We start from the raw sequence: 24,075 nt of genomic DNA, 5'->3' as shown, positions 1-24,075 counted from the left end.
TCTATTAAATACATAAAATAACTTACTGATTATTAATTGTTTAGTGATTAAAGTTCAGAAGAATTCTTAATCAAACGAAGGCTACACCAAGGCGTTTCTTCTGTTTGTTTTTCGACAAGCCAACCAAACTCTTCTGCTCGTTGCTGGATGTCTTTTATATCGTTGTTATGAAAACCACTCAAAACTAATGTTCCTGTTTCCTCTAAAAGCTCTGAATACAAAGGCATCTCTTCCAAAAGAACATTTTTATTAATATTGGCAAGTAATATATCAAATTTCTTTCCTTGAAATACTTTTGCAGTTCCATGCCTAGAATCTATTTTTAGATTATTTCTTTCTGCGTTTTCTAAGGAGTTTTCTACTGACCAATCTTCTACATCACAAGCATACACTTCTTTTGCTCCTAATTTAGCTGCCATAATCGCTAAAATTCCTGTTCCTGAGCCTGCATCTAACACAACTTTATCTTTATGATTTATTTCAAATTGATGACCTAACATCAAACGTGTTGTTTGGTGGTGTCCTGTTCCGAAAGACATTTTTGGAGTAACAATTATTTCGTGTTCAAAATCAGGTTCTGCTTCGTGAAAATCAGCTCTGATGATACATTTTTTTTCTTGTTTACCTATAGAATCATTATATTCTAAACGAATTGGCTGAAAATTTTCTTCCCATTTCTTATTCCAATTTTGTTTTTCTTCTTTTTCAATAGAGTAAGTAAGCAGGTTTTGAAATTCATAATTTTTTAAAATTTCTCTTACAGCATTTTCATCATAGTTTTCTTCTGCCACTGAAGTAATCCAAACTGTTTTTTTATTTGGATCAAGAACAGCATTTTCAGAATACATACTTTCTTCTTCCATAATGGCATCAAACCCCAACTCTGCAAGCTCATAATAGGCTATTTCTGCAATACTTTCTATGGTTTTTATACGAACGACAACAAACATATTTTTATTTTTTGTTTGTTGGTGTCGCTGTGCTAAAACACCAACAAAGGCGTGAAATTTATTGAAAAATAAATACCGTCATCGATAAAATAAATTATCAATAACGGTATTTCAGTATATTTTATAGTACAAAGAACGGATTATTTTCAGTATAAAACCAATTATAAATATATTAAACTCGGTTCATTTTTGCTTCCATAGATTGCTGTGTGTGAGGAACAGCACGCAAACGTTCTTTTGAGATAAGTTTGCCAGTATCTTTACAAACTCCATACGTTCCATTTTTGATTCTGAAAAGTGCACGTTCTAGGTCTGCAATAAATTTTTGTGCTCTAGCAGCTAATTGATTGAGTTGTTCTTTTTCCATTGAACTTGCTCCATCTTCTAAATTTCCTGCACTAGTTCTATTTTCAGCTGCATCTTCTCTCATGATAGACTTTTTTAGATACTCTAATTCATCTTTAGATTTAGCCAATTTTGAATTAAGAATAGCTTCAAATTCTTTGAGTTCCTCAGCAGAATAGCGTAACATCTGGTTATTTTCCATAATAAATAATATGTTTTAGTGATGTGTAAATTTTTGCATGTACTTTTTTACGAACACAAAGGTAATTGATTTATTTCAATCAATCCAATAAAATAATGCTATTTATTCAAAAAAGCATATTAAATTTGGATGTTGTCTTAATGAACGGACTATTATTTTACGATAATAGAATAATTAATAATCTATTCTATAGAGCGATAGGAAATCTATATTTTTGTCTTAAATAATTGATTTTCAATTGTTTAGTCTGTTTTTAGACTTTGCTTTTTACTTTTGTGTTATTGGTTATTGTGTAACTAATTATATAGTTTTTACGAAAAATTTAACATAAAGTTGCCTTAATATTGCTATTTAAATTTTCTTTTTTTTGAAAGATTGGCTATGTATAAACCTGAAATCCAGAAAAAATGATACAGCTTAGTTTAACGATGCTAAAAAGTATGAAGAATCAATTTTTTAAATGCTATCTACAAACTCTTTAAAATCTGCAAAAGCATTTTCATATTCTTGTCTTTCAAAAATATAAGGTCTGTGATAGTTTTCAGGTATTTTCCATATCACTCTTTTTTCGTCTTTTGTTATTTCTACAGGATAATACCCACAATCTCTATTTGCACAATAACTACAACAATAAAGTTCAACATATTCGTTTTGTATCTTTAATTCTTTCTGTATGGTATCTTCAAACTGTTCTTTAGAAAAATCTTCTCTAGAGAACCAAGCTGATACATCTTCATAAGTGGCTTCTTCTCCTAGTATTCTTTTGAGTGCAAACTTTTGTCCTGGAAGATAAATTTTATCTATTATATTTTCTCCTTGTTCTACTTTAGAAACATTAAAATGGAAGGTAAGATAATTACAATGGTAATGTTTTTCATCTAAAATTCGCCTTTTATAAAAATTAAAATTGATATACTGGGCAAAGTCATTCCCATTTATAATGTAATTTGCTGTGATATATTTATCTCCCCTTTGTAGCAGATTAAAGAATTCTTCAAAGCTCTCTGTTTCTTCTTTATATCTCAAAAAATGCCAATAATCACTTCCGTTTTTGCTTCGTTTTCTTATTGTGGAAATACTCCATTTGAGTTCAAACTTATCGTAGCCACTATTTTTACTCATACTATCAAGTAATTTCAATTGACTAATATCTAATTTTTACTTTTTAATAGACTCTATAAGCTCAGTTTCTATATCCCAATCTTTAGCTAGTTTTATCATTGCCATGGCTTCCATCTCAGAAATATATCCTTTTGTCATGTTGGCATTCCAAACTTTTGAAAGGTATTCTAATCGCTTTGGTTTTTCCAATTCTAACATTGTAGGTTGCAACTCTCCTCTAGCACGTTCGAAGGCGTTGTAATAATCTTCACCAATAAACTCATTTGCCCACGCTAGTTCTTGATGAGCATTGAGCGCATCTGCTGTTTCCTGCAAAATTTTCTTTTCTTCTTCATCAAGTCCGTGATAATGAAAAATCACGCATTTGAGTAAGATATATGCTTTTTTTTCTTGGCTTGTCATGGGAGTTTAGGGAAAATTGCCCTTTATAAACAATGTAACTTAAAAATCTTAATGAATAGAATAAATTCTAACATTTCAAAAATACAAAAAAAGATGTAACTCTCAATATTCTCAACTATAAATAATGAGAAATAGCAAGAAATTTCGATAAATCAATAACTAAAAGTCATTAGTATTTCTATTTATTATACCTTCATTCAGAGTTTTTATCTTCTGCTTTCATTTGTTGATAGGATTTCCAACATAGAAAAGCATTAAATGCGCCAGCAAGTAAAAGTCCTTGCCAATAATCATTTGAAGGTTTAAAGAATAAATATCCCAAACCTAAAGCAATGAGAGCATTGGCAGCAATAAAAGTGAGATAATAGGTTATCTTCATAATTTTTTGATTCTGAGAATCATTTTGTACAATTAATTTCTACTAATTTCCAGTTTTGGAATAGCGTTCTATTTTCTCTTTGAGCTTTTCATTACTAGAATCTAATGCAAATGCTTTTTTCCATTCTATGATAGCCTCTTGTTTTTTATCTAATTCTAAAAGTACATCACCATAATGTTCGATGATGGTCGAACTCTGTGTAGTCTTGGCAGCTAAAGATAAATATTTTTCGGCTTCTTTATAGTCTTTTTTGACAAACAAAACCCAACCATAGGTATCCAAATAAGTAGGATTATTAGGATAAAGTTTGACTAGTCTTGCTCCTAATTCGGCTGCACGTTCCATTTTTTCCTCTCTCAAAGACAGATAATAAGCATAGTTATTTAAAGCATGTGCATTGTTTGGATTTTGTTTTAGTGCCTTTTCATAGGTTTCATCAGCCTTTTGATACTCCTCATTTTTGTAGTAAATGTCGGCTAATTGAGATTCAAATTGACTTAATAGTTCAGGGTTATTAAAAACCATTCGTTTACCTTGCTCTAAAGATGCAATTGCTTGTTCATTCTTTGTGCTAGACATATAAGCAAGACCATTGAGAAACCATAAATTAGGTTGGTTTGGAAAGTACTCTAAAGCATCTTCACTTGTAGAAATGGCATATTCATAATTTCTAGATTCCAAAGCAAGTTGAGTTGTTCGTTCCCAAAGTGAATAATTATTGGGGTCATTTTTGAGAGCTATTGTGTAGGCTTCAAAAGCCTCTTTATATTTTTTTTGCTTTAATAAAAAATCTCCCAAAACACCAAAAGAAGACGATTCTTTTGGATGTATTTCAGTAAGTGTTTGAGCAAGCTCGCTACTCATTTCAATTGTTTTTTGACCTTTTTCTGTACTTGGATTTGCATTTTGATACAATCCCATCAATAAATTCAATTTTGAATCTAAAGGTATTTCTTTTGATTGAAATGCTTTTTTGAGATTTTCTACTTCTTTTTCAGCTTTCTCTTGATGATGATACACTTGAGCCAGCATTAAATGAACTTGAGCAGGAAATTCTTCTTGTTCTTCTATAATTCCATTTAATAATAATTCTGCATCAGCATAGCGTTTTTGATTTAATAGTAATTCTATTTGAGCCAAACGAAACTCAATTACATCAGGAAATTCAAGTATTAACTTTTTACCTTCATTAAGTGCTGATTCTGTGTCTTGCATCTGTAAATACAAGATTTGTTTCTGACGAATTACATTTTGATTCAGCCCTAACTCCTTTTCCATTTTATCATACACTTGAATAGCCTTTTTATATTCATTCATTTCAATATAAAGAGCAGCTAGGTTGAGATAAGTGATTTCATCACCTCCAATTTTTGAAAGAATTTGTTTGTAGGTTCTTTCTGCTGCATCAAGCATTCGCATATCTAATTGAATAGTAGCAAGGTGTGAGAGAAAATAAAAATTTTTATCTTCCATTTTTTCGGCTTCCATGGCATACATGAGCGCATCTTGCAAGTTATTCATTCTGTAATAACAAAGCGAAATTTGATAATGTGCTGTTGGATTGTCTGAATTATATTTTAAAGACTCTTCAAAATGAGGAATTGCCCTTTTATATTCTTCTTTTATAAACTCTTTCATTCCCTCAAAGAATGCTTGTTCGGCTAATAAGTTGTTGTCTACCTTACCGTCTATAGGTTCTTTTTGAATTAATTTTGATTCTTCTTTTTTGTCTTTCTTTCCTTCTTTTTTATTTCTGCGTTGTGCATTCGCATCTGAAAAAGAGCATACCAAGACACAAAAAAACAGAAACATAACTATCCTTTTGATGGAATGAGGGTTTATAAATTGTATATCACTTTTCATATATTTTTTAATTGTGTTTAGTATGTTGCTTTCAATTAAATCAGATGTGAAGCAACTCATAATTTTAGAGGCATGTATCAATTTACAAAAATAGCAGCAATTTTTTTCTTAAAATAGAAAAGGCATAGCTTCTTATACGATTTATATAAGCGAAACTATGCCATAAACACTATTTTTAATTTACTTTAATAGAATAAGGGATTACTTTTTCACTTCCGAATAATCTCCTAAGCTCACATTTTCGGCTTTTCCGTTGTATTTTACAAAATTACCTAACATTGTATTTTCTAAAAGAGCATTTTCGACAAGTGTATCTGATTGAATAACAGAATTTTGTACTCTACTATTATGAATATGTGTGTTTTTTCCGATAGAAACATGAGGACCAACTACACTATTTTTCAAATGAACACCTTCTGCCAAAAAAACAGGCTCTATAACAATAGAGTTTTCCACTTTTGCACTTGGAGAAATTAAAGTTTCTGTTTTTCGGTCTGTCAAATACTCTAAATAACGTTGATTGGTAAAAACAACAGCATCTTTATTTCCACAATCTAACCATTCTTCTACCTGTCCAGTACGAAATTTTGTTCCTTTTTGGCGCATGTTTTCTAATGCTGTCGTGAGCTGATATTCGCCTTTGTCTTTGATTTCATTATCGATGACATATTGTAATTCTGAACGCAAATATTCGCCATCTCTAAAGTAATAAATACCAATAATTGCCAAATCAGATACAAATTCTTTTGGCTTTTCTACAAAATTATTGATAACATCATTTTCATCTAATTGAACAACACCATAAGCCGAAGGGTCAGCTACTTTTTGTACCCAAATAACACCATCATTTTCTGTATTGATAGAAAAATCAGCTTTAAAAAGTGTATCAGCAAAAGCTACAATGACATTTCCTTCTAAAGATTCTTTTGCACACATAATGGCATGTGCAGTTCCTAGAGGAGCATCTTGATGATAAATTTTACCTTTTGAGCCTACATTTTCAGCTACTTTGAGAAGTTCTTTTTCAGCTTCATCACCAAAGTCACCAATAATAAAAGCAATTTCTTCAATTTTTTCTTTAGAACTACGAGCCAAATCTTCTACCAAACGCTCTACAATTGGTTTTCCCACAACAGGAACTAAAGGTTTGGGAACAGTAAGTGTATGAGGACGAAGACGAGAACCACGTCCTGCCATTGGAATGATTATTTTCACTATATTTTTTGGTTTATGTTGTTTTAAATACTTTTATTAAACACAGAGTTACAAAGTACACAGAGAATGAAAATGCGAATACATTTTTGAACCACAGAGTTAAGAGAGATAAAAGAGAATACAAAATACAATTTCATAGTTACTTGCAATTAGTATTTACTTCTATCTTCTGAAATCTATCTTCTAAATTTATTCGAAATTAACTGGTAACTGATTATTTTCCTGTGCTTCCATAACCACCACTTCCTCTTTCTGTTTGAGAAAGTTCTTCGATAGTTTGTACTTCTTGCCAGTTTACACGCTCGTGTTTTGCAACAACCATTTGAGCAATGCGTTCACCTTTTTGGATAGTAAATTTTTCTTTGGAAAGATTGACTAACAAAACTTTTATTTCACCTCTGTAATCAGCATCAATAGTTCCTGGGGAATTGACAATCGAAATTCCATGTTTGAAAGCAAGACCACTACGAGGACGAATTTGAGCTTCAAACCCTACAGGCAACTCTATAAAAATTCCTGTTGGGATTAGTTGTCTTTCTAAAGAATCTAATTCAATAGAAGTTTCTATATTGGCATACAAATCCATTCCTGCGCTGCTTTGAGTTTGATAGAAAGGAAGTGGATTTGATGATTTATTTATTATTTTAACTTGAAGAATATTTTCTATAATTGTATCCAAAATTAAATTGAGTTTTAAATTTGATGTGTCTATTTAAAAGTATAGACGTTGTTTGAGAATATGATATTATTTGGCGTTTTGTTGGTGCTTCTGTATCAAAACATCAACAACGAATAGTTATTTTATTTTTCTAAATCAATATGAAATGCTAAATTTAAGAAAAATCAAATTAGAAATACAAAATAGGAAAAGGAATTGCTTTAAATCCTTCAAATGTGTTTAGTTTGAATTAAATACAGTATTTTTATCAGCTAGAACAAAAACTAATCTTTTAGCTGAAAACTGAAATTTATATCACTCTAAAAAACAAGCTAAAATTACTACTAATTCATTCTCTTCTAAAACTATGAACAAAACAACTAATTTATCAAACTTGATGGTTATCGATATCGAAACGGTTGCCTCACATGCTACTTTCGAAGAATTACCAGAAGTATTACAATCTCTTTGGGAGAAAAAAGCTGCACGAGTTTCACCAGATGACACAGTCAAAGAAGCATTTGAAGAAAAAGCTGGAATTTATGCTGAGTTTGGAAAAATAGTTGTTATCGGAATTGGTTTTTTTACTATTCAAAAAGATGATACAGGAAAAGAAGAACAGATTTTTAGAGTAAAATCGTTGGCTTCTGATAATGAAAAAGAACTTTTAGAAGATTTTATAAAAGTAGTAGAAAAGTTTGGTAAGAATTTGCAGTTTGTGGCGCATAACGGAAAAGAGTTTGATTTTCCATATCTCTGTCGTAGAATGCTCATTAATGGACTAGATATTCCTTATGCTTTAGATATTTCAGGTAAAAAACCTTGGGAAATAAATCATATTGATACGATGCACATGTGGAAGTTTGGCGATTACAAAAACTTTACTTCTCTTTCTCTTTTGGCTGCCGTTTTTGGATTAGCAACAAGTAAAGATGATATTGATGGAAGTGAAGTAAATAGTGTTTATTATAATGAAAATGATTTGAATAGAATTGCTGTCTATTGTACAAAAGACGTAATCTTGACAGGACAATTATTTTTGAGAATGCAAAATTTGCCTATTATAAAAGAAGAGAATATTATTGTTGTGGAATAGAATAAATTTAGAATTCAGAAGTTAGATTTCAGAAGTAGATGCAAAATAAAAAAGTAATTTAAAAAAATATCTCATCATTTGTTTAAATTTGCTAAACAAACAGTTTAGAATAATAGTCATTTACCCCAAGTTTTATGCTTTCTATTTTTTCAAAAAAGGATTTTCGTTCGGAAGTAATTCAGCAGTTTATAGCACAAATTCCTGATTTAGAACAAAAAAAAAAAATCATTAAAGAATGGCAAGCAGCTATTGAAAGTGGAAAAATTTATCAACTTTCCGAAACGCAGCAAGACATTTCTTTTATCAATCAAATTTTTGGAGATGTTTTGGGGTATGAATATCAAAATTCTGAAAAATGGAATATCGAAATTAAACCCAAAACAGATACAGACTCTACCAAACCTGATGCCGTTTTAGGTTATTTTGGAACTGAAAATAAACGAACTTCTTGTGCTGTCGTTGAGCTAAAAAGTGCTACTCAACATTTGGACAAAATCCAGTATCGAAAAGATTTTAAAGGAAGTGCTGTCGAACAAGCTTTTCGATATGCTCACAAATTAGGTTCGAAATGTAATTGGATTATTGTTTCTAATTTTATCGAAATACGTCTTTATCACGCCTCTGACAGTTCCAAATACGAAAATTTTGAAATTCAGACTTTATTAAACCCTCAAAATTTTGAGCGTTTTATGTATTTGCTTTATTTTCGAAATTTATTTTTGGAAGAACAAAATAGTGTTATTGATAAATTGTTTGTAGAAAAAAGGGAAGAGGAAAAAGTAATTTCTACCGAATTTTATAACGGTTATGCAGCACATAGAGAACTTTTATTTTACAATCTCCTAAGAAAAAACACAACTTATAAAAAGAAACCCTTAGAACTTTTATCGCTTACTCAAATCATCATTGATAGACTTCTTTTTATTTGTTTTGTACGTGATACAATTCCTCTTTTGGATATTTTGAGGATTATTAAAGACCAAACATTAGATAAAGTTACAGCTAGAGAAGATTATTTTTGGAGAGAAATGAAAGACATTTTTGTCAGTTTTGATAAAGGTTTTTCGCATCGAATTCCACGCCTCAATATTCCAAAATTTAATGGTGGACTTTTTAGCAATAATGAAAAACTCAATGAACTTGAGGTACATGATGATTTTCTGATTTCTTTTGTTTCTTTTTTATTGGAATATGACTTTGAAAGTCAGTTGAATGTTACAATTTTGGGACATATTTTCGAACAATCAATTGCTGATTTAGAAGATTTCAAAATTCAGATTCAAGAAAAAATTCAAGAAAAACCAAATGAAACTATTCCTACTGAACAAGAAATTTTAGAAGATTTTGATAGAAGAAAAAAAGATGGAATTTTTTATACGCCAAATTATATCACCAAACAAATTATCAAAAATTCGGTAGGAAAGTGGCTAGAAGACCAAAAAAACACTCTTTTAGAAAAACACAAAACCGAAACGAAAGAATTTTGGCTAGAGTATTCCCAACAACTCAAAACCATAAAAATAATAGACCCAGCTTGTGGAAGTGGTGCTTTTCTGACCGAAGTAGTAGTATTTTTGAGTACAGAATGGAAAATTATTGAAAAAGAACTAGACAATTATAATACAAAAAAGACAAATGGAAATTCGGCTGGAATGTTTGCAAGTATTTCGGCTTCTGATTCTTCAAAAGAATGGCAACACAAAAGAGAAATAATTGATAATAATATTTTTGGTGTCGATTTGAACAAGGAGAGTGTCGAAATTACAAAACTTTCACTTTGGATTATGAGCGCAAACAAAACAGTTTCACTTGCTAATCTTTCTGAAAATATCAAACAAGGAAATAGCCTAATTGATGATAAAAAAATTACTTCAAATGCTTTTGATTGGAATAAAAATTTTAAGTTAGAAAGCTCTGAAATTGATACAAAAAACAGTCTAAAAAATAATACAAAATTTGATGTAAAGTTTGATGTTATTGTGGGAAATCCTCCTTATGGAGCTTCTTTTTCAGAATCCGAAACGGTTTATATTCGCACAAATTATCAAACGGCAGAATATCAAATCAATAGTTATGTGGTTTTTTATGAAAAGGCTCTGCAACTACTCAATCAAAACGGTTATTTAGGGTTTATTACGCCAAACACATTTACCTATCAGCATTTTTTTACGAAACTTCGCTCTTATTTTTCTGCTTATTCTATTGATAACCTAACCAAACACGCTTATAAAGTTTTTGAAGATGCAAATGTAGGCGACACTATTTCGTGGATTATCAAAAATGAAAAGCAAAACCAAACTGTAAAATATAGAATTACAACTTCAAAAGAAGAAGAGGAAGAAAAACCTTTTTTAGATATAAATTTTGAGGAATTTATCAATCCAGACGGAACTTATAACATTGGAAATTCTAACTTTTTGAAGAATATTTATGAAAACACATTACTTTTAGATGAAGTTGTAGAAAATATAACGATGGGAATAAAAGCCTATCAAGAAAATAAAGGAAATCCAAAACAAACAAAAAAAACAGTAGATGAAAAACCATTTACAGCCACAAAAGCAGTAAATGAAACTTTTTTGAGATGTGTAAATGGAAAAGATTTTCATCGCTATCATTTTGTTAGAAAACCTCCTATGTTTTTGAGTTATGGAAATTGGTTGGCAGAATTTCGCCAAAATGCACCTTTTTTTGAAGAAGAAAAAATTATTATTCGCCAAACTTCTGATAGTTTGATTTGTCATTTGGACACCAATAAATACATCAATTTGAATAATGTTTATAATATTGCAAATCCGAAAGAAGGTTATTCATTGAAATATATTTTGGCTATTCTGAATAGTAAATTGATGAATTATGTCTATCAATCCATTGCCCAAGAGAAAGGAAAACTGTTTGCAGAAGTGAAGAAAGTATATCTCAAAAAATTGCCTATAAAGTCTATTGATTTTGTAGAAAAAGAAACGCAAAAAGAAATTATAAGTCTTGTAGATACGCTGCTAGAACAATCTGAAAAGCTAAATAACCGTTCGAATGCCTTTTTAAAAGTGGTTCAATCTTCCTTCAAACCAAAAAAAATAACTGAAAAATTAAGTTTGTGGTATGAATTAGAATGGACAGAATTTGTAGAAGAACTCAAAAATGTAAAAGCCATTATTCCAAAAAAAGAATTGATAGAATGGGTTTCTATTTTTGAAGACGAAAAAACAAAATTATCCGATTTTTATAATAGGCAACAAACTTGCATTCTGAAAATTGATGAATTGGTTTATCAAATTTATGGAGTAGAAAAAGATGAAGTAAACATTATCACAAACCTATAAGTTTTTCAATGTTTTACTGTGCATTCAGTTCCTCAGAACTGAATGGTTCGCTTCCTTAGAAGCGTGATTTATACAAATAACACTTCTGAGGAAGTATTATTTTCAGTTTTAAGGAACTGAATACACATTCAAGATATAAAAAACTATCAAAAATGACCTCAAAAAAACAACATTGGGAAAACATTTATGAAACCAAAACTCCCCAAGAAGTAAGCTGGACACAATCAAAACCTCAAACTTCACTTGATTTTATTGCTTCTTTTAATTTAGAAAAAAATGCAAAAATAATTGATGTTGGTGGTGGCGAAAGTCTGCTTGTAGATTTTTTATTAGAAGATGGATTTACTGATATTACTGTTTTGGATATTTCTTCCATCGCACTAGAAAAAGCAAAAAAACGAGTGGAGGAAAAATTTGGAGAAAAAGCGAACTATGTAACTTGGGTAGTAAGTGATGTAATCGAATTTGAACCTGAAGCAAATTTTGACCTTTGGCACGATAGAGCCACTTTTCATTTTCTAACTGAGTCAAATCATATCAAAAAATATACTGAAATAGTAGAAAAACACGTAAATAAAAATCTAGTTTTAGCTACTTTTTCGAAAGAAGGAGCTAAAAAATGTAGTGGTTTGGATGTCTCGCAATACAATGAAGAAAGTTTGACAGCTCAATTTGAAAAGAATTTTAGGAAAATTTCTTGTTTGCAAGAAGACCATACTACACCTTTTGATACCAAACAAAATTTTTTATTTTGCAGCTTTGAGAAGTTTTAAATTTGTTTCAGAGAAAAAATATTTCTGTTAATTTTAGTTACAAAAACGATGATACTCATAGAATTCTTTTTTTATGAGTATTTTTTGTGTAAAATTTGAAGTATCAAAAAAATCAGGAAATTATACCTCTAGCTTATTTTACACCTAAAAAAATAGAATTTTATTTCTATACTTTCTCTATGAAAAAAACTATTCTCTCGTTTGTTATTCTCATTTTATGTAATGGATTATTTCTCTTTTCTTGTACGACTGCTGAAGCTCCACCAAATTATGTAATCACTGATTCTGATAAAATAAAAACTGAAATTCCTGCACCTGAAACAGTTTTGCGCTCTATTCATGATGATGCTTTAGTCGGTTCGCCTGCTTATGCTCAACTTCGTTATTTGTGTAAAGATATTGGCGCACGCCTTAGTGGTTCGGAAAATGCCCAAAAAGCTGTTGAATATATGCAGAGAGTTTTGGATTCTATGAACTTGGATAGCGTTTATTTACAACCTGTTATGGTTCCTCATTGGGAACGTGGCGAAAAAGAGTTTTGTCAGATTATTGGTAATGATAAGAATAAAATCAATCAAAAAGTGCTTGATATTACAGCTTTAGGTGGCTCGGTTGGAACAGATGGAAGAATCAAATCTGAAATAATAGCTGTAAATTCTTTGGATGATTTAGAAAATTTATCTAAAAAAGAAGCCAAAAAATACGAAGGTAAAATCATTTTTGTAACTCAACCAATGAATGCAAAATTTATAAATACTGGTTCTGCTTATGGAGCTTGTTCTTCTGTGCGTGTACGTGGTGCAAATTATGCTGCAAAAGTAGGTGCAAAAGCATTTTTATTGCGTTCGCTTACTCTAGCAAATGACAATCATCCACATACAGGAGTAATGGTTTATGAAGAAGATGGAAAAAAAATTCCTGCTGCTGCGCTTAGTACAATTTCGGCTGATTATTTAGAAAAATTATTAGTTAAAGCTAAAAAAGAAAATAAATCAGTAGAAATGGAATTGCAACTCAATTGCCAAACGTTGCCAGATGTTCTTTCTTATAATGTAGTTGGAGAACTGAGAGGAAGAGAAAAGCCAGAAGAAATAATTACAGTTGGAGGACATTTGGATTCTTGGGATTTGGGAGAAGGAGCGCACGATGATGGAACAGGCTGTTTGCAATCTGTTGAAGTTTTGAGGTTAATCCAAAAAATAGAAACTAGACCAAAGAGAACAATTCGTTGTGTTTTGTTTATGAATGAAGAAAATGGTGCAAGAGGAGCAAAAGAATATGCAAGATTAGCAACAGAGAAAAATGAAAACCACATTGCTGCTTTAGAATCAGATAGTGGAGGATTTACACCACGAGGTTTTAGAGTTCAGGATTCTATTCGTTTGAAAGTTATTCAAAAATGGATTCCTTTATTTGAGCCGTATAATTTGCATAAAGTAGAGTATGGTTATGGAGGAACAGATATTCGTCCTTTGGGAGATTCTGGAACGCTTTTGATTGGTTTAGAACCTGATTCTCAGCGTTATTTTGACCATCACCATGCCAAAACAGATGTTTTTGAAGCTGTTCATGAAAGAGAATTTTTATTGGGAGCTGCTGCTATGGCAAGCCTTACTTATATGATGGCTGAATATGGAATAGAATAATTTATATAACTGTTTCAAGCGTCGACGCTTGAAACAGTTATTTGTTTTTTAGAATAGAAAAAGTAATTTGCAGTTTTATTCTACATATTATTCTTGCTGTTGTCTCCACCAACGACTTCCAACTTACAAAAATCATGAAAACTACCTACGGATTACCTGCAAAAAGAGAAGAACTTATAGATGTCTTGAATACAGCTTTTGCTGAGCAAAACTTGGATGATGATGAATATGAAAACCGAGTAAAAGAAGCTCTAAATGCAAAATGTATTGAGGAATTAGAAGTGATTGTTTTTGACTTTCCTAAAGAAATAAAGAATAAATTATTTCCCAATAAAAATATCTCACAACAAAAATCAGATTTTCCTCCTGCTGCTTTTTCATCTTCTAGTGAGAAATCCTCCCATTCAAGTTCTGAATTCTCTTCTTCTAGCCAGCGAAGCTCAGATTCTGAGTTTTCATCCTCTAGTAGTCGAATGACCCACTCAACTTCAGAGTTTTCTTCTTCTAAAACGACCACTCATTTGGGTTCAGAGCTTTCTAATTTTTTCCCTGCTAGAAGTGTAAAAGCTATTTTTACCACTGATAAGGAGTTAGTACCAGTTTTAACAGAGCAATCTGTTCATTTTCAAGCTGTTTTTGGAACACAAAAAATAGATTTTAGAAACTGTCGTTTTGAAGGACAGCGTTTTAGAATAGATGTGGATAGCATTTTTAGTAATACCACATTAGATTTGAGAAACCAAGATTTAGCAGGAAAGCATATTGATATTTTTATAAAAGGTGCGCTCAATGAAATCAAAATTTATATTCCTAATGGTGGAACAGTTCAGAAAAATACAAATCTTATTTTGGGAGAGTATTCTATAAAAGATAAAAAAAATGGTTTTATGAGTCAAGTCAATAAATTTTTAGGAAATGAACAAACAGAAAACAAAGCTATTGCTTTTACAATTACTTTGCATGGAAATACTTTTATGGGTTCAGTAAAAGTAATATATTAGTTTTTGAAATTTATCTAATAAAATGAGCAAAAAATAAATGTAGTGTACCTTTTAAGGTGCAAAAATGTACTGAATGCTTTAGCTTTCAAATAAAAATAGTCTAAGATAATATGGAAAATGCTTTACTGTGGCTGATTTTAATAGGAATAGGAGTTGTAATTTTTTTGTTAATAAGATTGATACAAAATAAGGAGAATACAAACGGAAACAAACTCCTTGAAAATCTGCAATTTATAGAACGAGATTTACAAAAAATAGAACAACAGTTTGTTTTCAATCGTCAAGAACTTGCCCAACAATCAAAAGAAAATCGCACAGAAAGTAACCAAACTTTTGAGCAGTTTAGAGAGACTTTAGGACAAGTTTCTGAAAAAAATCAAGACCAATTAGAAAAAACAATTCGTCAAATAGCAGAGGCTTTTCGTCATTTCAAAACTCAATTAGACAGCAACAGACAAGAATCCCTACAAACGATATTGCAGTTTGAAAGTAAAATCAATGAAACAACAACTTCAAACTTAGAAAATATTCGAAAAACTTTAGAATTCAAAGTGAATGAGTTGCAAACACAAAACACACAGAAACTAGACGAAATAAAAAATGTAGTTGATGAAAAACTACAATCTACTTTAGAAAAACGTTTGGGAGAATCTTTCAAAATTGTGAGCGAAAGGCTAGAACTTGTTCATAAAGGATTAGGTGAAATGCAACAACTGGCAAACGGTGTAGGCGATTTGAAAAAGATTTTGAATAACGTAAAAACAAGAGGTATTTTTGGAGAATTTCAGTTAGAAGCTATTTTAGAGCAAATTTTGAGTAACGAACAGTACGCCAAAAATGTAAAACCAAATCCGAACAGTAACGCCATTGTAGAATTTGTTTTGAAGATTCCACATGCAAAAGATAAAAGTCAGAATGTTCTGATTCCGATTGATGCAAAATTTCCAGTTGAAGATTATCATTCTCTAATGGATGCGTATGATTTGGCAGAACCAAAATTGATAGAAGAAAAACGAAAATTGATGATAAATAGAATAAAATCATCAGCAAAAGATATTCAACAAAAATATATTGTTCCTCCTCACACCACTGATTTTGCAATCATGTTTTTGCCTTTTGAGAGTTTGTATGCCGAAGTGATGCGTTGCGACGGACTTTTTGAGCAAGTTCAGCGAGATTATAAAGTTACTATTACAAGTCCGACGACGCTTTCAGCCATTCTGAATAGTCTGCAAATGGGATTTAGAACATTGGCTATCGAACAGCGAAGTAGCGAAGTGTGGCAGCTTTTGGGAAGTATAAAAAATGAGTTTTCTAATTTTGGAACTGCGTTAGAAAAAATCCAAAAGAAATTGGGAGAAGCTAGTAATACCTTAGACCAAGCAAATGTTCGTTCTCGTGCCATAGAAAAACAACTTCAAAAAGTACAGGAAATTCGTGTGGAAGAATAATTTTATCTTCAAACAAAATCTATAATTTATATGAGCAAAGGCATATTCTTAGATAAATTTGTGGGTTTTGTAGTCGTATTTAGTGTAGTTTTGTGTTCAATTTTATTCTTGATTTTTCTATTTAATTTGGAGTATCAGAGTTTTACTTTTGAGCTTCTTTCTTTTTATAATAAAACTGATAGAATTGATTTTTTTCGTCAAAATCTACTGACAGAAACTCGTTTTTTTATTTTAAAAATAGTTGGTGGAACAATTTACACACTTTTTTGTGCTTTGATTTTTTGGAAGTGGAAATGGATAAAAAAGTATTTTATTCTCTCTAAGAATAGAATTTACATTGAAATAGAATCAATTTCAAAGAAAGTAAAATCTATTTGGAGTCAAATTTCTATTCTTGAAAAAGTAGTTTTATTTATTCCTTTGCCTGTTTATATCATTTTTTGGTGGATTTATGGTTGGCAAAATGATGAAGTTTTTTCTTATACCTTCTTTGTAGATAGAGGTATTTTGGTTTGTGCTACTTATTATCCTGCTCCAAATAACCACGTTGCTTTTCTGATTTTTTCGGCTTTTCTCAACAAGATTATTCCTTCTTTTTTTTCTGATTTTATTTGTCTAAAACTTCCTGCTACATTTTCAGCCATTTTTTCTCTATGGACAATTTGGCTATTTTTTTATAGAAAAAAACAAAAAACTATAGCTTGGTTTGCCTTTGGTTTGATTGCCTTGAGTGGAGGTTTTTTCTTTTATGCAACCCATGGACGAGGTTATGCTTGGATAGTTTTGTTTTTTTTGTGGTCTTGTTTTGCTGTTTTCAAAATTATTTCAAATCAGAATAAAGCCATTGTTGGTTTTTTAGTGACAACAACCCAATCTAAAAAACACTGGTTTTTATGGTCTGTATCTATAATTTTGGGTTGTTATACCATTCCTGTTTTTGTTTATGTTTGGTTTGGCTCTTTGCTTGGCTTGTGGATTATTGGAACAAATAAAATCCGAATAGAAAGTATTATAGTGTCTTTTATTTCAGGAATAATTATTCTGATGCTGTATTCTCCAATTCTTATTTTTAATGGACTTTCAGCCATTGTTTCTAATTCTTGGGTTGCTCCTTTACATCTTGAAAAATGGTTGCAAAGTTTCCCTTTTTATTTGTGGGAGGTGCATGGGGTTATCGGTATTTTGGCTTTCATAACTTCTCTAGTTTTATTTTTTTATAAGAAAGAGTTTAGAAAAATAGTCATTTATTTTTGGTGTATTGCTTATTCTCCTTATCTGATTGTCTTTATTCAAAAAGTATTGCCTTTTGAAAGAGTTTTTTTGTACAGACAAGTAGCTGAAATTTTGATGCTTTGTTTTGGTATAGGAATTCTGACAGAAAAATACCTTACTAAACTATTTTATAAAAAATGTTTTCAGGCTATATTTATTTCTCTAGCTATTCTTTATAGTGCCTTTAGAATGTATGGACAATATTATCATTGGAATATCAGAACGAATGTTTATCAGTTTGCAGAGCCTTTAGCCAAAACTATTTATCATCAAAATCCAAGCTCTGTATTGGTTTTAGATGATACTTATAATGTCTTTCTAAGATATTATTTCAGAGATTTAGATACAAAAGTTGAGGTTTTACCAAATCCAAAAACAGAATATCAAATTATTATTTTACCTAATGAAAAAGAATTTCCATTGTCTAAAACAGATAGTTTGAACTATTCTATTTTCTATCAAGATGATTTTGTAAAAGGATTTGAGAGAAAATAAATAATTATTTGTTGAGCCACCAAAGCGAAAAATTCAGAACACTAGCAAAACTCACCCACAAAATGTAGGGAATCATTAAAAGACCTGCTATTTTATGAATTCTATAAAAATGTATTGTGGTGAGAATAATAAAAGTGAGAAGCGTAATTATTTCTATAAAAGCAAAAAAGAGTAGATGATGTTTGAAAAAGATAAATGACCAACAAAAATTTAGGATAAGCTGAACTGCAAACAGACCTAATGCAATACGCACTTTATTATTATTCATTTCAAAAATTTGTTCTTTTCCATTATCTGTGCCTTTATGCCAAACAAGAGCAGCCGAAATGCCCATCAAAAAATATAAAAGAGTCCAAACAGGCGCAAAAAGCCAACCTGGAGGATTAAAAAAGGGCTTTTCGATGGTCTGAAACCAACTTGTTACACCTTCTGCTGTAGCAAGTCCTGCAACGATACCAATAACCTCACAGATAATAACTAAAATTAAGGCTTTAATGATAAATGATTTTCTGTTTTGCATATTTATAAAAGTAAAAAATAGAAGTTGAAAAAATAAATTTATAGCAACAACATTTTTTAAACTTCTTTGTTATAGGTTCTGTAAATCATTTTTTTAACTAAATTTTTATTTTTATGTCAACTTGGACAATAGACCCAATGCACTCCGAAATTCAATTTAAAGCCAAACACATGGTAATCTCTACTGTTACAGGCTCATTTTTAGAGTTTTCTGGAAAAATGGAGAAAGTATCTGATGACAAAACCAATTTTGAAGATTCAACAATTTCTTTTGAAGCTAAAGTAGATAGTATCGATACTGGTGTAGAACAGCGTGATGAGCATCTGCGCTCTAATGATTTTTTTGAAGCAGAAAAATATCCAACTATTACTTTCAAATCTACTTCTTTTAAGAAAAATGGCTCTGATGATTCATATAATATGGAAGGAGATTTGACTATAAAAGGAATAACAAAACCAATTTCTTTAAAGGTAGAATATGGTGGAACAGCAGTAGATATGTATGGACAAACTAAAATTGGCTTTGAACTTAATGGAAAAGTAAACCGTCAAGAGTTTGGATTAGTTTGGAGTGCTACGACAGAAGAAGGTGCAGTTATAGTTTCTGATGATATAAGACTTGTTGCCGAACTACAACTTGTAAAACAAGACTAAATAAAAGAATCATAAAGGAAAAACAATTAAGATTTTTAAAGCCTTTGTTTTGATGAGAAATCATAAAACAAAGGCTTTTTTTTTGTATTTAGATCTTAATTTAATTGTTTAGACAATTAAATTAAATGTCTTTTTGGCGTAATAATTAGGTTTTTTTGAGATTTTTCGATTTTATTTGAAAATAAATGATTGTATGTACAACTATTTTTTTATCTTTGCGTATAACTAATCAAGAGCAACGAAATAACAGAATAGATAACTTCAAAATTTCTATTTTTTCTGCTATTAATTATTTGTTCCATCATTTTTTTTTATCACTTTCAGACAAACACTTTTTATTATGGCTACTTGGAATATTGACCCAATGCACACTGAAATTCAGTTTAAAGTAAAACACCTTGTAATCTCTACCGTAACAGGTTCTTTTCAAGAGTTTTCAGGAAAACTAGAAGCTACTAAAGATGACTTGACAGATGCAAAAATTTCTTTTGAGGCAAGCATAGACAGTATCACAACAGGAAATGGACAGCGTGACGGACATTTAAAGTCTGACGATTTTTTTGGCGCAGAGAAATTTCCAAAACTTACTTTCGAATCTACTTCTTTTGAGAAAAAATCAGGAGATGAGTATGAGTTAAAAGGAGACTTGACTATTAAAGGCACAACAAAACCAGTTACATTAGATGTAGAATATGGTGGAACAGCAAATGATATGTACGGAAACACAAAAGCAGGTTTTGAGCTAAAAGGAAAAATCAATCGTAAAGATTTTGGTTTGACTTGGAATGGTGTAACTGAAGCAGGTGGAATAGTAGTAAGTGATGAGGTAAAACTAATTATGAACGTACAAGTTGCAAAGGTAGTAGAACAAACTGTTTAGAGTTAAATTAGTGGAGAATAGGGAATAAAAAATGACATTTTTTCTTTTGAAGGAATGTCGTTTTTTTCGATTTGTGCAGCATATAATGTTTTGGTATATATTCACTTTTTGATTGGTTTAATTCCATAATTCTTGTTGTTTCCAATCTTCAGTAAAACCCATATGAGCTAAATCTATACTACTTTCATATTCTTGGATTAATTCAAATAACTTTTTTCTAAATTTATGATATGGATTGACTTTATCCATTAAATAAGTTAATGCACAAAGAATTACATAAGTTTTTGCTCCACTATCCTCTATTTCATTCCATTTGTTTATCCATTTACCAGTTGTCCTTCTAGGAAATTTAGGCGAAACAGTTAATTTTATATTCCATAAACGACTATGATGGGCACAAACATTACGAACATATAGAATTGACTCTAACCAAGATTTCAAAACTTCATGGTTTAAATCAAAATGATTAGATATATTAATTTGCATGTTTTTATCTTCTAGATTTTCAAAAATTGTTTTTAATACTCCAAAAGATAAAATTTCGAAACTTTTCCAAGCTGGTGGTAAATATTGAGTATATTTTGATTTATATTTTTTAATATAATCTTGATTAGACTTGTTCGTACTTGCTATTATTATTTGGATTACCTCAATAAATTTGGGATAAGATTTAAAAAGGGCACTTTTTTCAAACCAAAACCCTGTATCGTGTTCTATAGATAATTGATATGTTATCTGTGTTCTTAAAGCTATCTCAATTTGTTCTATTGCATAAAACACTAATATTCTTAACTCACTATCAAACTGATAAATTTTGAAAACTGTATCAAAATAGGAATTTTCTTTAAATATTTCGTCTTCTTTTGGTTCTTTAAGCATGGGATACCAATAAGCACTAAGCCTACTATAGCTTATGTTTTCTAGTATTTTAGCTGCTTTATCTTCATTCGAAAATAATAGACCTCTGCTCTTTAACAATTCTATTTGTTGTTCGACAGATTTTGGCTTTTTTGTATATTCTATCATCAGAAAAAAGTAAGGGCAAACAAAAAGCCCCTCAAAATTGCGCATTCATTTTATTAATAAAAAGAAGAGGCGAGAGGAGCGTTGATAGTGTAAAGGTGGTAAAAAAAAGCATAATAAAAAAATTATCTCTCTTTTTTAACATACACGATTCTGAAATTAACTGATAACTGTTTTTCTTAATCTGCATAAAAAATACGTTTTACTCGTTCGCTTACATTGGTCAAAATCTCATACGGAATTGTCCCAATAGTATTGGCAAGGTCGGTTACAGTTGGATACTCTCCAAAAATAATGACTTCATCGCCCTCTTTTGCATCTTCAATATCAGTTACATCTACCATACACATATCCATACAAATATTTCCAATCGTAGGTGCAAGTTCGCCATGTAAATAAACCTTTCCTACTCCATTTCCAAAACGCCTATCATATCCATCAGCATAACCAATGGCAATAGTAGCAATTTTGGAGATACGCTCTACTTTTCCTTTTCTTGAATAGCCAATACTTTGTTCGGGATGAACTACTTTTATTTGCGAAATGGTTGCTTTCAATGAACTAATAGGCAATAAATATTCTTGTGCTTTTTTGGAAGCATCCACTCCATATAATCCTAAACCCAAACGTACCATTTCGAAATGTGCATTTTTGAAGCGAATAATCCCTGCTGAATTGACAGCATGACGAAGGAAAGAATAGCCTAATTGTTTCTCTAATTCGGCAGCCCATTCTTCAAATTCTTTGATTTGTTGGAGTGAAAAATCGTCCATTTGTTCATCATCTGCTGCTGCTAAATGTGTAAATACACTTGCTACTTCTAAAGATTCGCCAACAGACTGAATCAAATCTAATAAAATAGGTAAATCATTTGTCGAAAAACCCAAACGAGTCATTCCTGTATCTAATTTTAAATGGATTTTGAACACATCTTTTACATCTGCTCCAAACTCTGCTAGATTAAGCTCATACGTTTTTTCTTTTGCATATTCTGCATATCTTTTTAGGGTTGCAACACTATAAATTTCAGGTTCAAGTTTATGAATATACATTTTTTCAAAACTATCCACTGAAGGATTCATGACCATAATTGGTGTTCTTATTCCTTCATTTCGCAGCGAAATTCCTTCGTCTACATACGCCACAGCCAAATAATCTACTCTATGATATTGTAGCAAATGAGCAATTTCGAAGTTTTTTCCACTTCCATATCCAAAGGCTTTTACCATTGCCATAACTCTCGTTCTGGGAGAAATAAGTGAACGAAAATAGTCTAAATTATGTGCTAAATTATTAAGATTGATTTCTAGTTTTGTTCCATGTACTTTTAACTCTAAAGCATCTACAATTTTTTCAAACTCAAATCTTCTTGCTCCTTTTATTAGAATAGCTTCATTACCAAAACGAATATCTCCATCTGCAAAATCACTCAGAAAATCTTCTGTGGTAGCAAAAAACTCTACATCAATAAGCATTTCTGTATCAGGAATAAGCATTCTCTTGATATTTTCTCCAACTGCAATAACACGCTCTACTCCTTTTTTTGCACACAATTGAAATATTTTCTCATATAATCCTTTTTGATTTTCTTCTGGCATATCCGACAAAATAACAGTTCGTTTTGGCTTGTTACTTTGTTGTAATAAAAAATCTAAAGCGACATTGAGCCCTGCAAAATCATTATTATAGGTATCATCAATTAAGCTACAATTAAAAATTCCTTGTTTGAGTTCAAGGCGCATCTCTACAGCTTTTAGCTTATTTATTTTTTCTTGAATTTCTTTTTCTTTGTATTCAAAAAGTAACATAGTAACAACACAATGCAAACAGTTTTCGACGTGAGCAGGATTAGAAAAAGGTAAATAAAAATTGAGTTTTTTGTCAGTATGAGGGTCATACAAACCCACATTCACACCACCCACATTTGGGTCAAGGTAACGCATATCGACAGCAGATGGATAAATAGCGACATCTTGAGTAGTCCAACCAAAAAAATGAGGGTCACCTTTTCGTTCTTTTAAATAAAGAATTGCTGTATTTACTGCTGAATAAATATCTCTTGAAATAAGAAATTTGCAGTGTTCAAATAATTTTGCTTTTTCGGTTGCCTTTTCTATTCGACTTTCAAAACCCTCATCATGTGCGCTTCCTAGATTCGTAAAAATTCCAATATTAGGCTGGATGATAGGCTCTAAATATTCCATTTCCCCAGGTTGTGAAATTCCTGCTTCAAAAATAGCAAGTGTATGTTCTTCTGAAAGTTCCCAAACCGATAAAGGAACACCAATTTGAGAATTATAACTCTTTGGGCTTTTGATAATCTGAAAACTATCTGATAAAAGCTGTGATAACCATTCTTTTATAATGGTTTTGCCATTACTTCCAGTAATTCCGATAACAGGAAGTTTAAACTGTTTTCTGTGGTGAGCAGCTAGTTCTTGTAAAGCACGAATACTATTTTTGACAAGCAGAAAATGTGCGCCTTGTGCTTCCTCATCATTTTTAAAATGTCTTAAGGCAGCCGTTTCGTCTTCGATTATGAAATATCGAACACCTTTATTATACAAACCTTTGATAAAATTATGCCCATCTTGGCGTTTTCCTTTTATAGCAAAAAAGATTGTATCGTGAGGAATGGAAAGTTTACGACTATCTGTTAGTAATTGTTTGTAACGAAATTCTTTGTAGTAATCGGTAATATAAGCGACATTAGAAACGAGAGAAGAAGTAGGCATAAATTCGGTTTTGATATAATTTTATTTGCTATTATTTGGGAATGAAAAGATACGAAATTTTACAAAAACAA

20 protein-coding genes are annotated in these 24,075 nt (G+C 30.8%); 9 read left to right on the top strand and 11 right to left on the bottom strand.

The annotated features are described in order from the left end of the window. Positions 1-47: 47 nt before the first annotated feature. The 8 genes from prmA to dut all read right to left on the bottom strand — a co-directional run bounded on the left by prmA (position 48) and on the right by dut (position 7,148). Positions 48-950, bottom strand: a complete 903-nt coding sequence (prmA, locus tag V9L04_RS07135; protein ID WP_338793398.1) for a 50S ribosomal protein L11 methyltransferase — start codon at positions 948-950, stop codon at positions 48-50. Between the two features lie 172 nt (positions 951-1,122). Beyond that, on the bottom strand, positions 1,123-1,497 hold the full coding sequence (locus V9L04_RS07130; RefSeq protein WP_338793397.1) for a TraR/DksA C4-type zinc finger protein: 375 nt from the start codon (positions 1,495-1,497) through the stop codon (positions 1,123-1,125). Between the two features lie 456 nt (positions 1,498-1,953). Next, positions 1,954-2,619 carry a hypothetical protein gene (locus tag V9L04_RS07125; RefSeq protein WP_338793396.1) on the bottom strand — a complete coding sequence of 222 codons (666 nt, stop codon included), beginning with the start codon at positions 2,617-2,619 and terminating at the stop codon, positions 1,954-1,956. Between the two features lie 36 nt (positions 2,620-2,655). Then, positions 2,656-3,021: a hypothetical protein gene (locus V9L04_RS07120; RefSeq protein WP_338793395.1), complete on the bottom strand. Its 366-nt coding sequence runs from the start codon at positions 3,019-3,021 to the stop codon at positions 2,656-2,658. Positions 3,022-3,214: 193 nt separating this feature from the next. Further along, a complete protein-coding gene (locus tag V9L04_RS07115) occupies positions 3,215-3,400 on the bottom strand; it encodes a hypothetical protein (RefSeq protein WP_338793394.1) in 186 nt (61 codons plus the stop codon). A 42-nt stretch (positions 3,401-3,442) separates the two neighbouring features. Then, complete coding sequence (locus V9L04_RS07110) at positions 3,443-5,212, bottom strand: tetratricopeptide repeat protein (RefSeq protein ID WP_338793393.1); 1,770 nt, start codon at positions 5,210-5,212, stop codon at positions 3,443-3,445. Between the two features lie 252 nt (positions 5,213-5,464). After that, the gene (locus V9L04_RS07105) at positions 5,465-6,478 is read right to left on the bottom strand and encodes a sugar phosphate nucleotidyltransferase (protein WP_338793392.1); all 1,014 of its coding nucleotides are present in this window, start codon (positions 6,476-6,478) and stop codon (positions 5,465-5,467) included. A gap of 214 nt (positions 6,479-6,692) precedes the next feature. After that, positions 6,693-7,148, bottom strand: coding sequence for a dUTP diphosphatase (dut, locus tag V9L04_RS07100; protein ID WP_338794190.1), 456 nt, complete (start codon positions 7,146-7,148; stop codon positions 6,693-6,695). 355 nt (positions 7,149-7,503) lie between these two features. Here dut and V9L04_RS07095 point away from each other — a divergent pair, with 355 nt between their 5' ends. The 7 genes from V9L04_RS07095 to V9L04_RS07065 all read left to right on the top strand — a co-directional run bounded on the left by V9L04_RS07095 (position 7,504) and on the right by V9L04_RS07065 (position 18,193). Continuing rightward, positions 7,504-8,232, top strand: a complete 729-nt coding sequence (locus V9L04_RS07095) for a 3'-5' exonuclease (RefSeq protein WP_338793391.1) — start codon at positions 7,504-7,506, stop codon at positions 8,230-8,232. 134 nt (positions 8,233-8,366) lie between these two features. Continuing rightward, positions 8,367-11,555, top strand: coding sequence for a TaqI-like C-terminal specificity domain-containing protein (locus V9L04_RS07090; protein WP_338793390.1), 3,189 nt, complete (start codon positions 8,367-8,369; stop codon positions 11,553-11,555). A gap of 152 nt (positions 11,556-11,707) precedes the next feature. Next, entirely contained in the window at positions 11,708-12,328 is a 621-nt protein-coding gene (locus V9L04_RS07085; RefSeq protein ID WP_338793389.1) for a class I SAM-dependent methyltransferase, read from the top strand. 179 nt (positions 12,329-12,507) lie between these two features. Continuing rightward, positions 12,508-13,974 (top strand): M28 family peptidase, encoded by a 1,467-nt coding sequence (locus V9L04_RS07080; RefSeq protein ID WP_338793388.1) that lies wholly within the window; start codon positions 12,508-12,510, stop codon positions 13,972-13,974. A 134-nt stretch (positions 13,975-14,108) separates the two neighbouring features. Beyond that, entirely contained in the window at positions 14,109-14,975 is an 867-nt protein-coding gene (locus V9L04_RS07075) for a LiaF domain-containing protein (RefSeq protein WP_338793387.1), read from the top strand. Positions 14,976-15,085: 110 nt separating this feature from the next. Next, the gene (rmuC, locus tag V9L04_RS07070; RefSeq protein ID WP_338793386.1) at positions 15,086-16,426 is read left to right on the top strand and encodes a DNA recombination protein RmuC; all 1,341 of its coding nucleotides are present in this window, start codon (positions 15,086-15,088) and stop codon (positions 16,424-16,426) included. Positions 16,427-16,456: 30 nt separating this feature from the next. Next, positions 16,457-18,193, top strand: coding sequence for a hypothetical protein (locus tag V9L04_RS07065; RefSeq protein ID WP_338793385.1), 1,737 nt, complete (start codon positions 16,457-16,459; stop codon positions 18,191-18,193). Positions 18,194-18,197: 4 nt separating this feature from the next. On the opposite strand, the gene V9L04_RS07060 is transcribed toward V9L04_RS07065, so the two are convergent. Further along, the gene (locus tag V9L04_RS07060; protein ID WP_338793384.1) at positions 18,198-18,713 is read right to left on the bottom strand and encodes a TspO/MBR family protein; all 516 of its coding nucleotides are present in this window, start codon (positions 18,711-18,713) and stop codon (positions 18,198-18,200) included. A gap of 113 nt (positions 18,714-18,826) precedes the next feature. On the opposite strand from V9L04_RS07060, the gene V9L04_RS07055 reads away from it, so the two are divergent. Together V9L04_RS07055 and V9L04_RS07050 are read left to right on the top strand one after the other, a co-directional pair. Then, on the top strand, positions 18,827-19,366 hold the full coding sequence (locus V9L04_RS07055) for a YceI family protein (protein ID WP_338793383.1): 540 nt from the start codon (positions 18,827-18,829) through the stop codon (positions 19,364-19,366). A 340-nt stretch (positions 19,367-19,706) separates the two neighbouring features. Then, complete coding sequence (locus V9L04_RS07050) at positions 19,707-20,246, top strand: YceI family protein (RefSeq protein WP_338793382.1); 540 nt, start codon at positions 19,707-19,709, stop codon at positions 20,244-20,246. 117 nt (positions 20,247-20,363) lie between these two features. Here the strand turns inward: V9L04_RS07050 and V9L04_RS07045 are convergent, their stop codons facing one another. Together V9L04_RS07045 and V9L04_RS07040 are read right to left on the bottom strand one after the other, a co-directional pair. Continuing rightward, the gene (locus V9L04_RS07045) at positions 20,364-21,272 is read right to left on the bottom strand and encodes an Abi family protein (protein WP_338793381.1); all 909 of its coding nucleotides are present in this window, start codon (positions 21,270-21,272) and stop codon (positions 20,364-20,366) included. A gap of 176 nt (positions 21,273-21,448) precedes the next feature. Next, entirely contained in the window at positions 21,449-24,004 is a 2,556-nt protein-coding gene (locus V9L04_RS07040) for a bifunctional UDP-N-acetylmuramoyl-tripeptide:D-alanyl-D-alanine ligase/alanine racemase (protein ID WP_338793380.1), read from the bottom strand. Positions 24,005-24,075 lie beyond the last annotated feature (71 nt).

Origin of the sequence: Bernardetia sp. MNP-M8, assembly GCF_037126285.1 — a bacterium.
GTDB lineage: Bacteria > Bacteroidota > Bacteroidia > Cytophagales > Bernardetiaceae > Bernardetia.
Note: the sequence above shows the minus strand (reverse complement) of the source record. Positions and strands in the feature narration are given on the sequence as shown.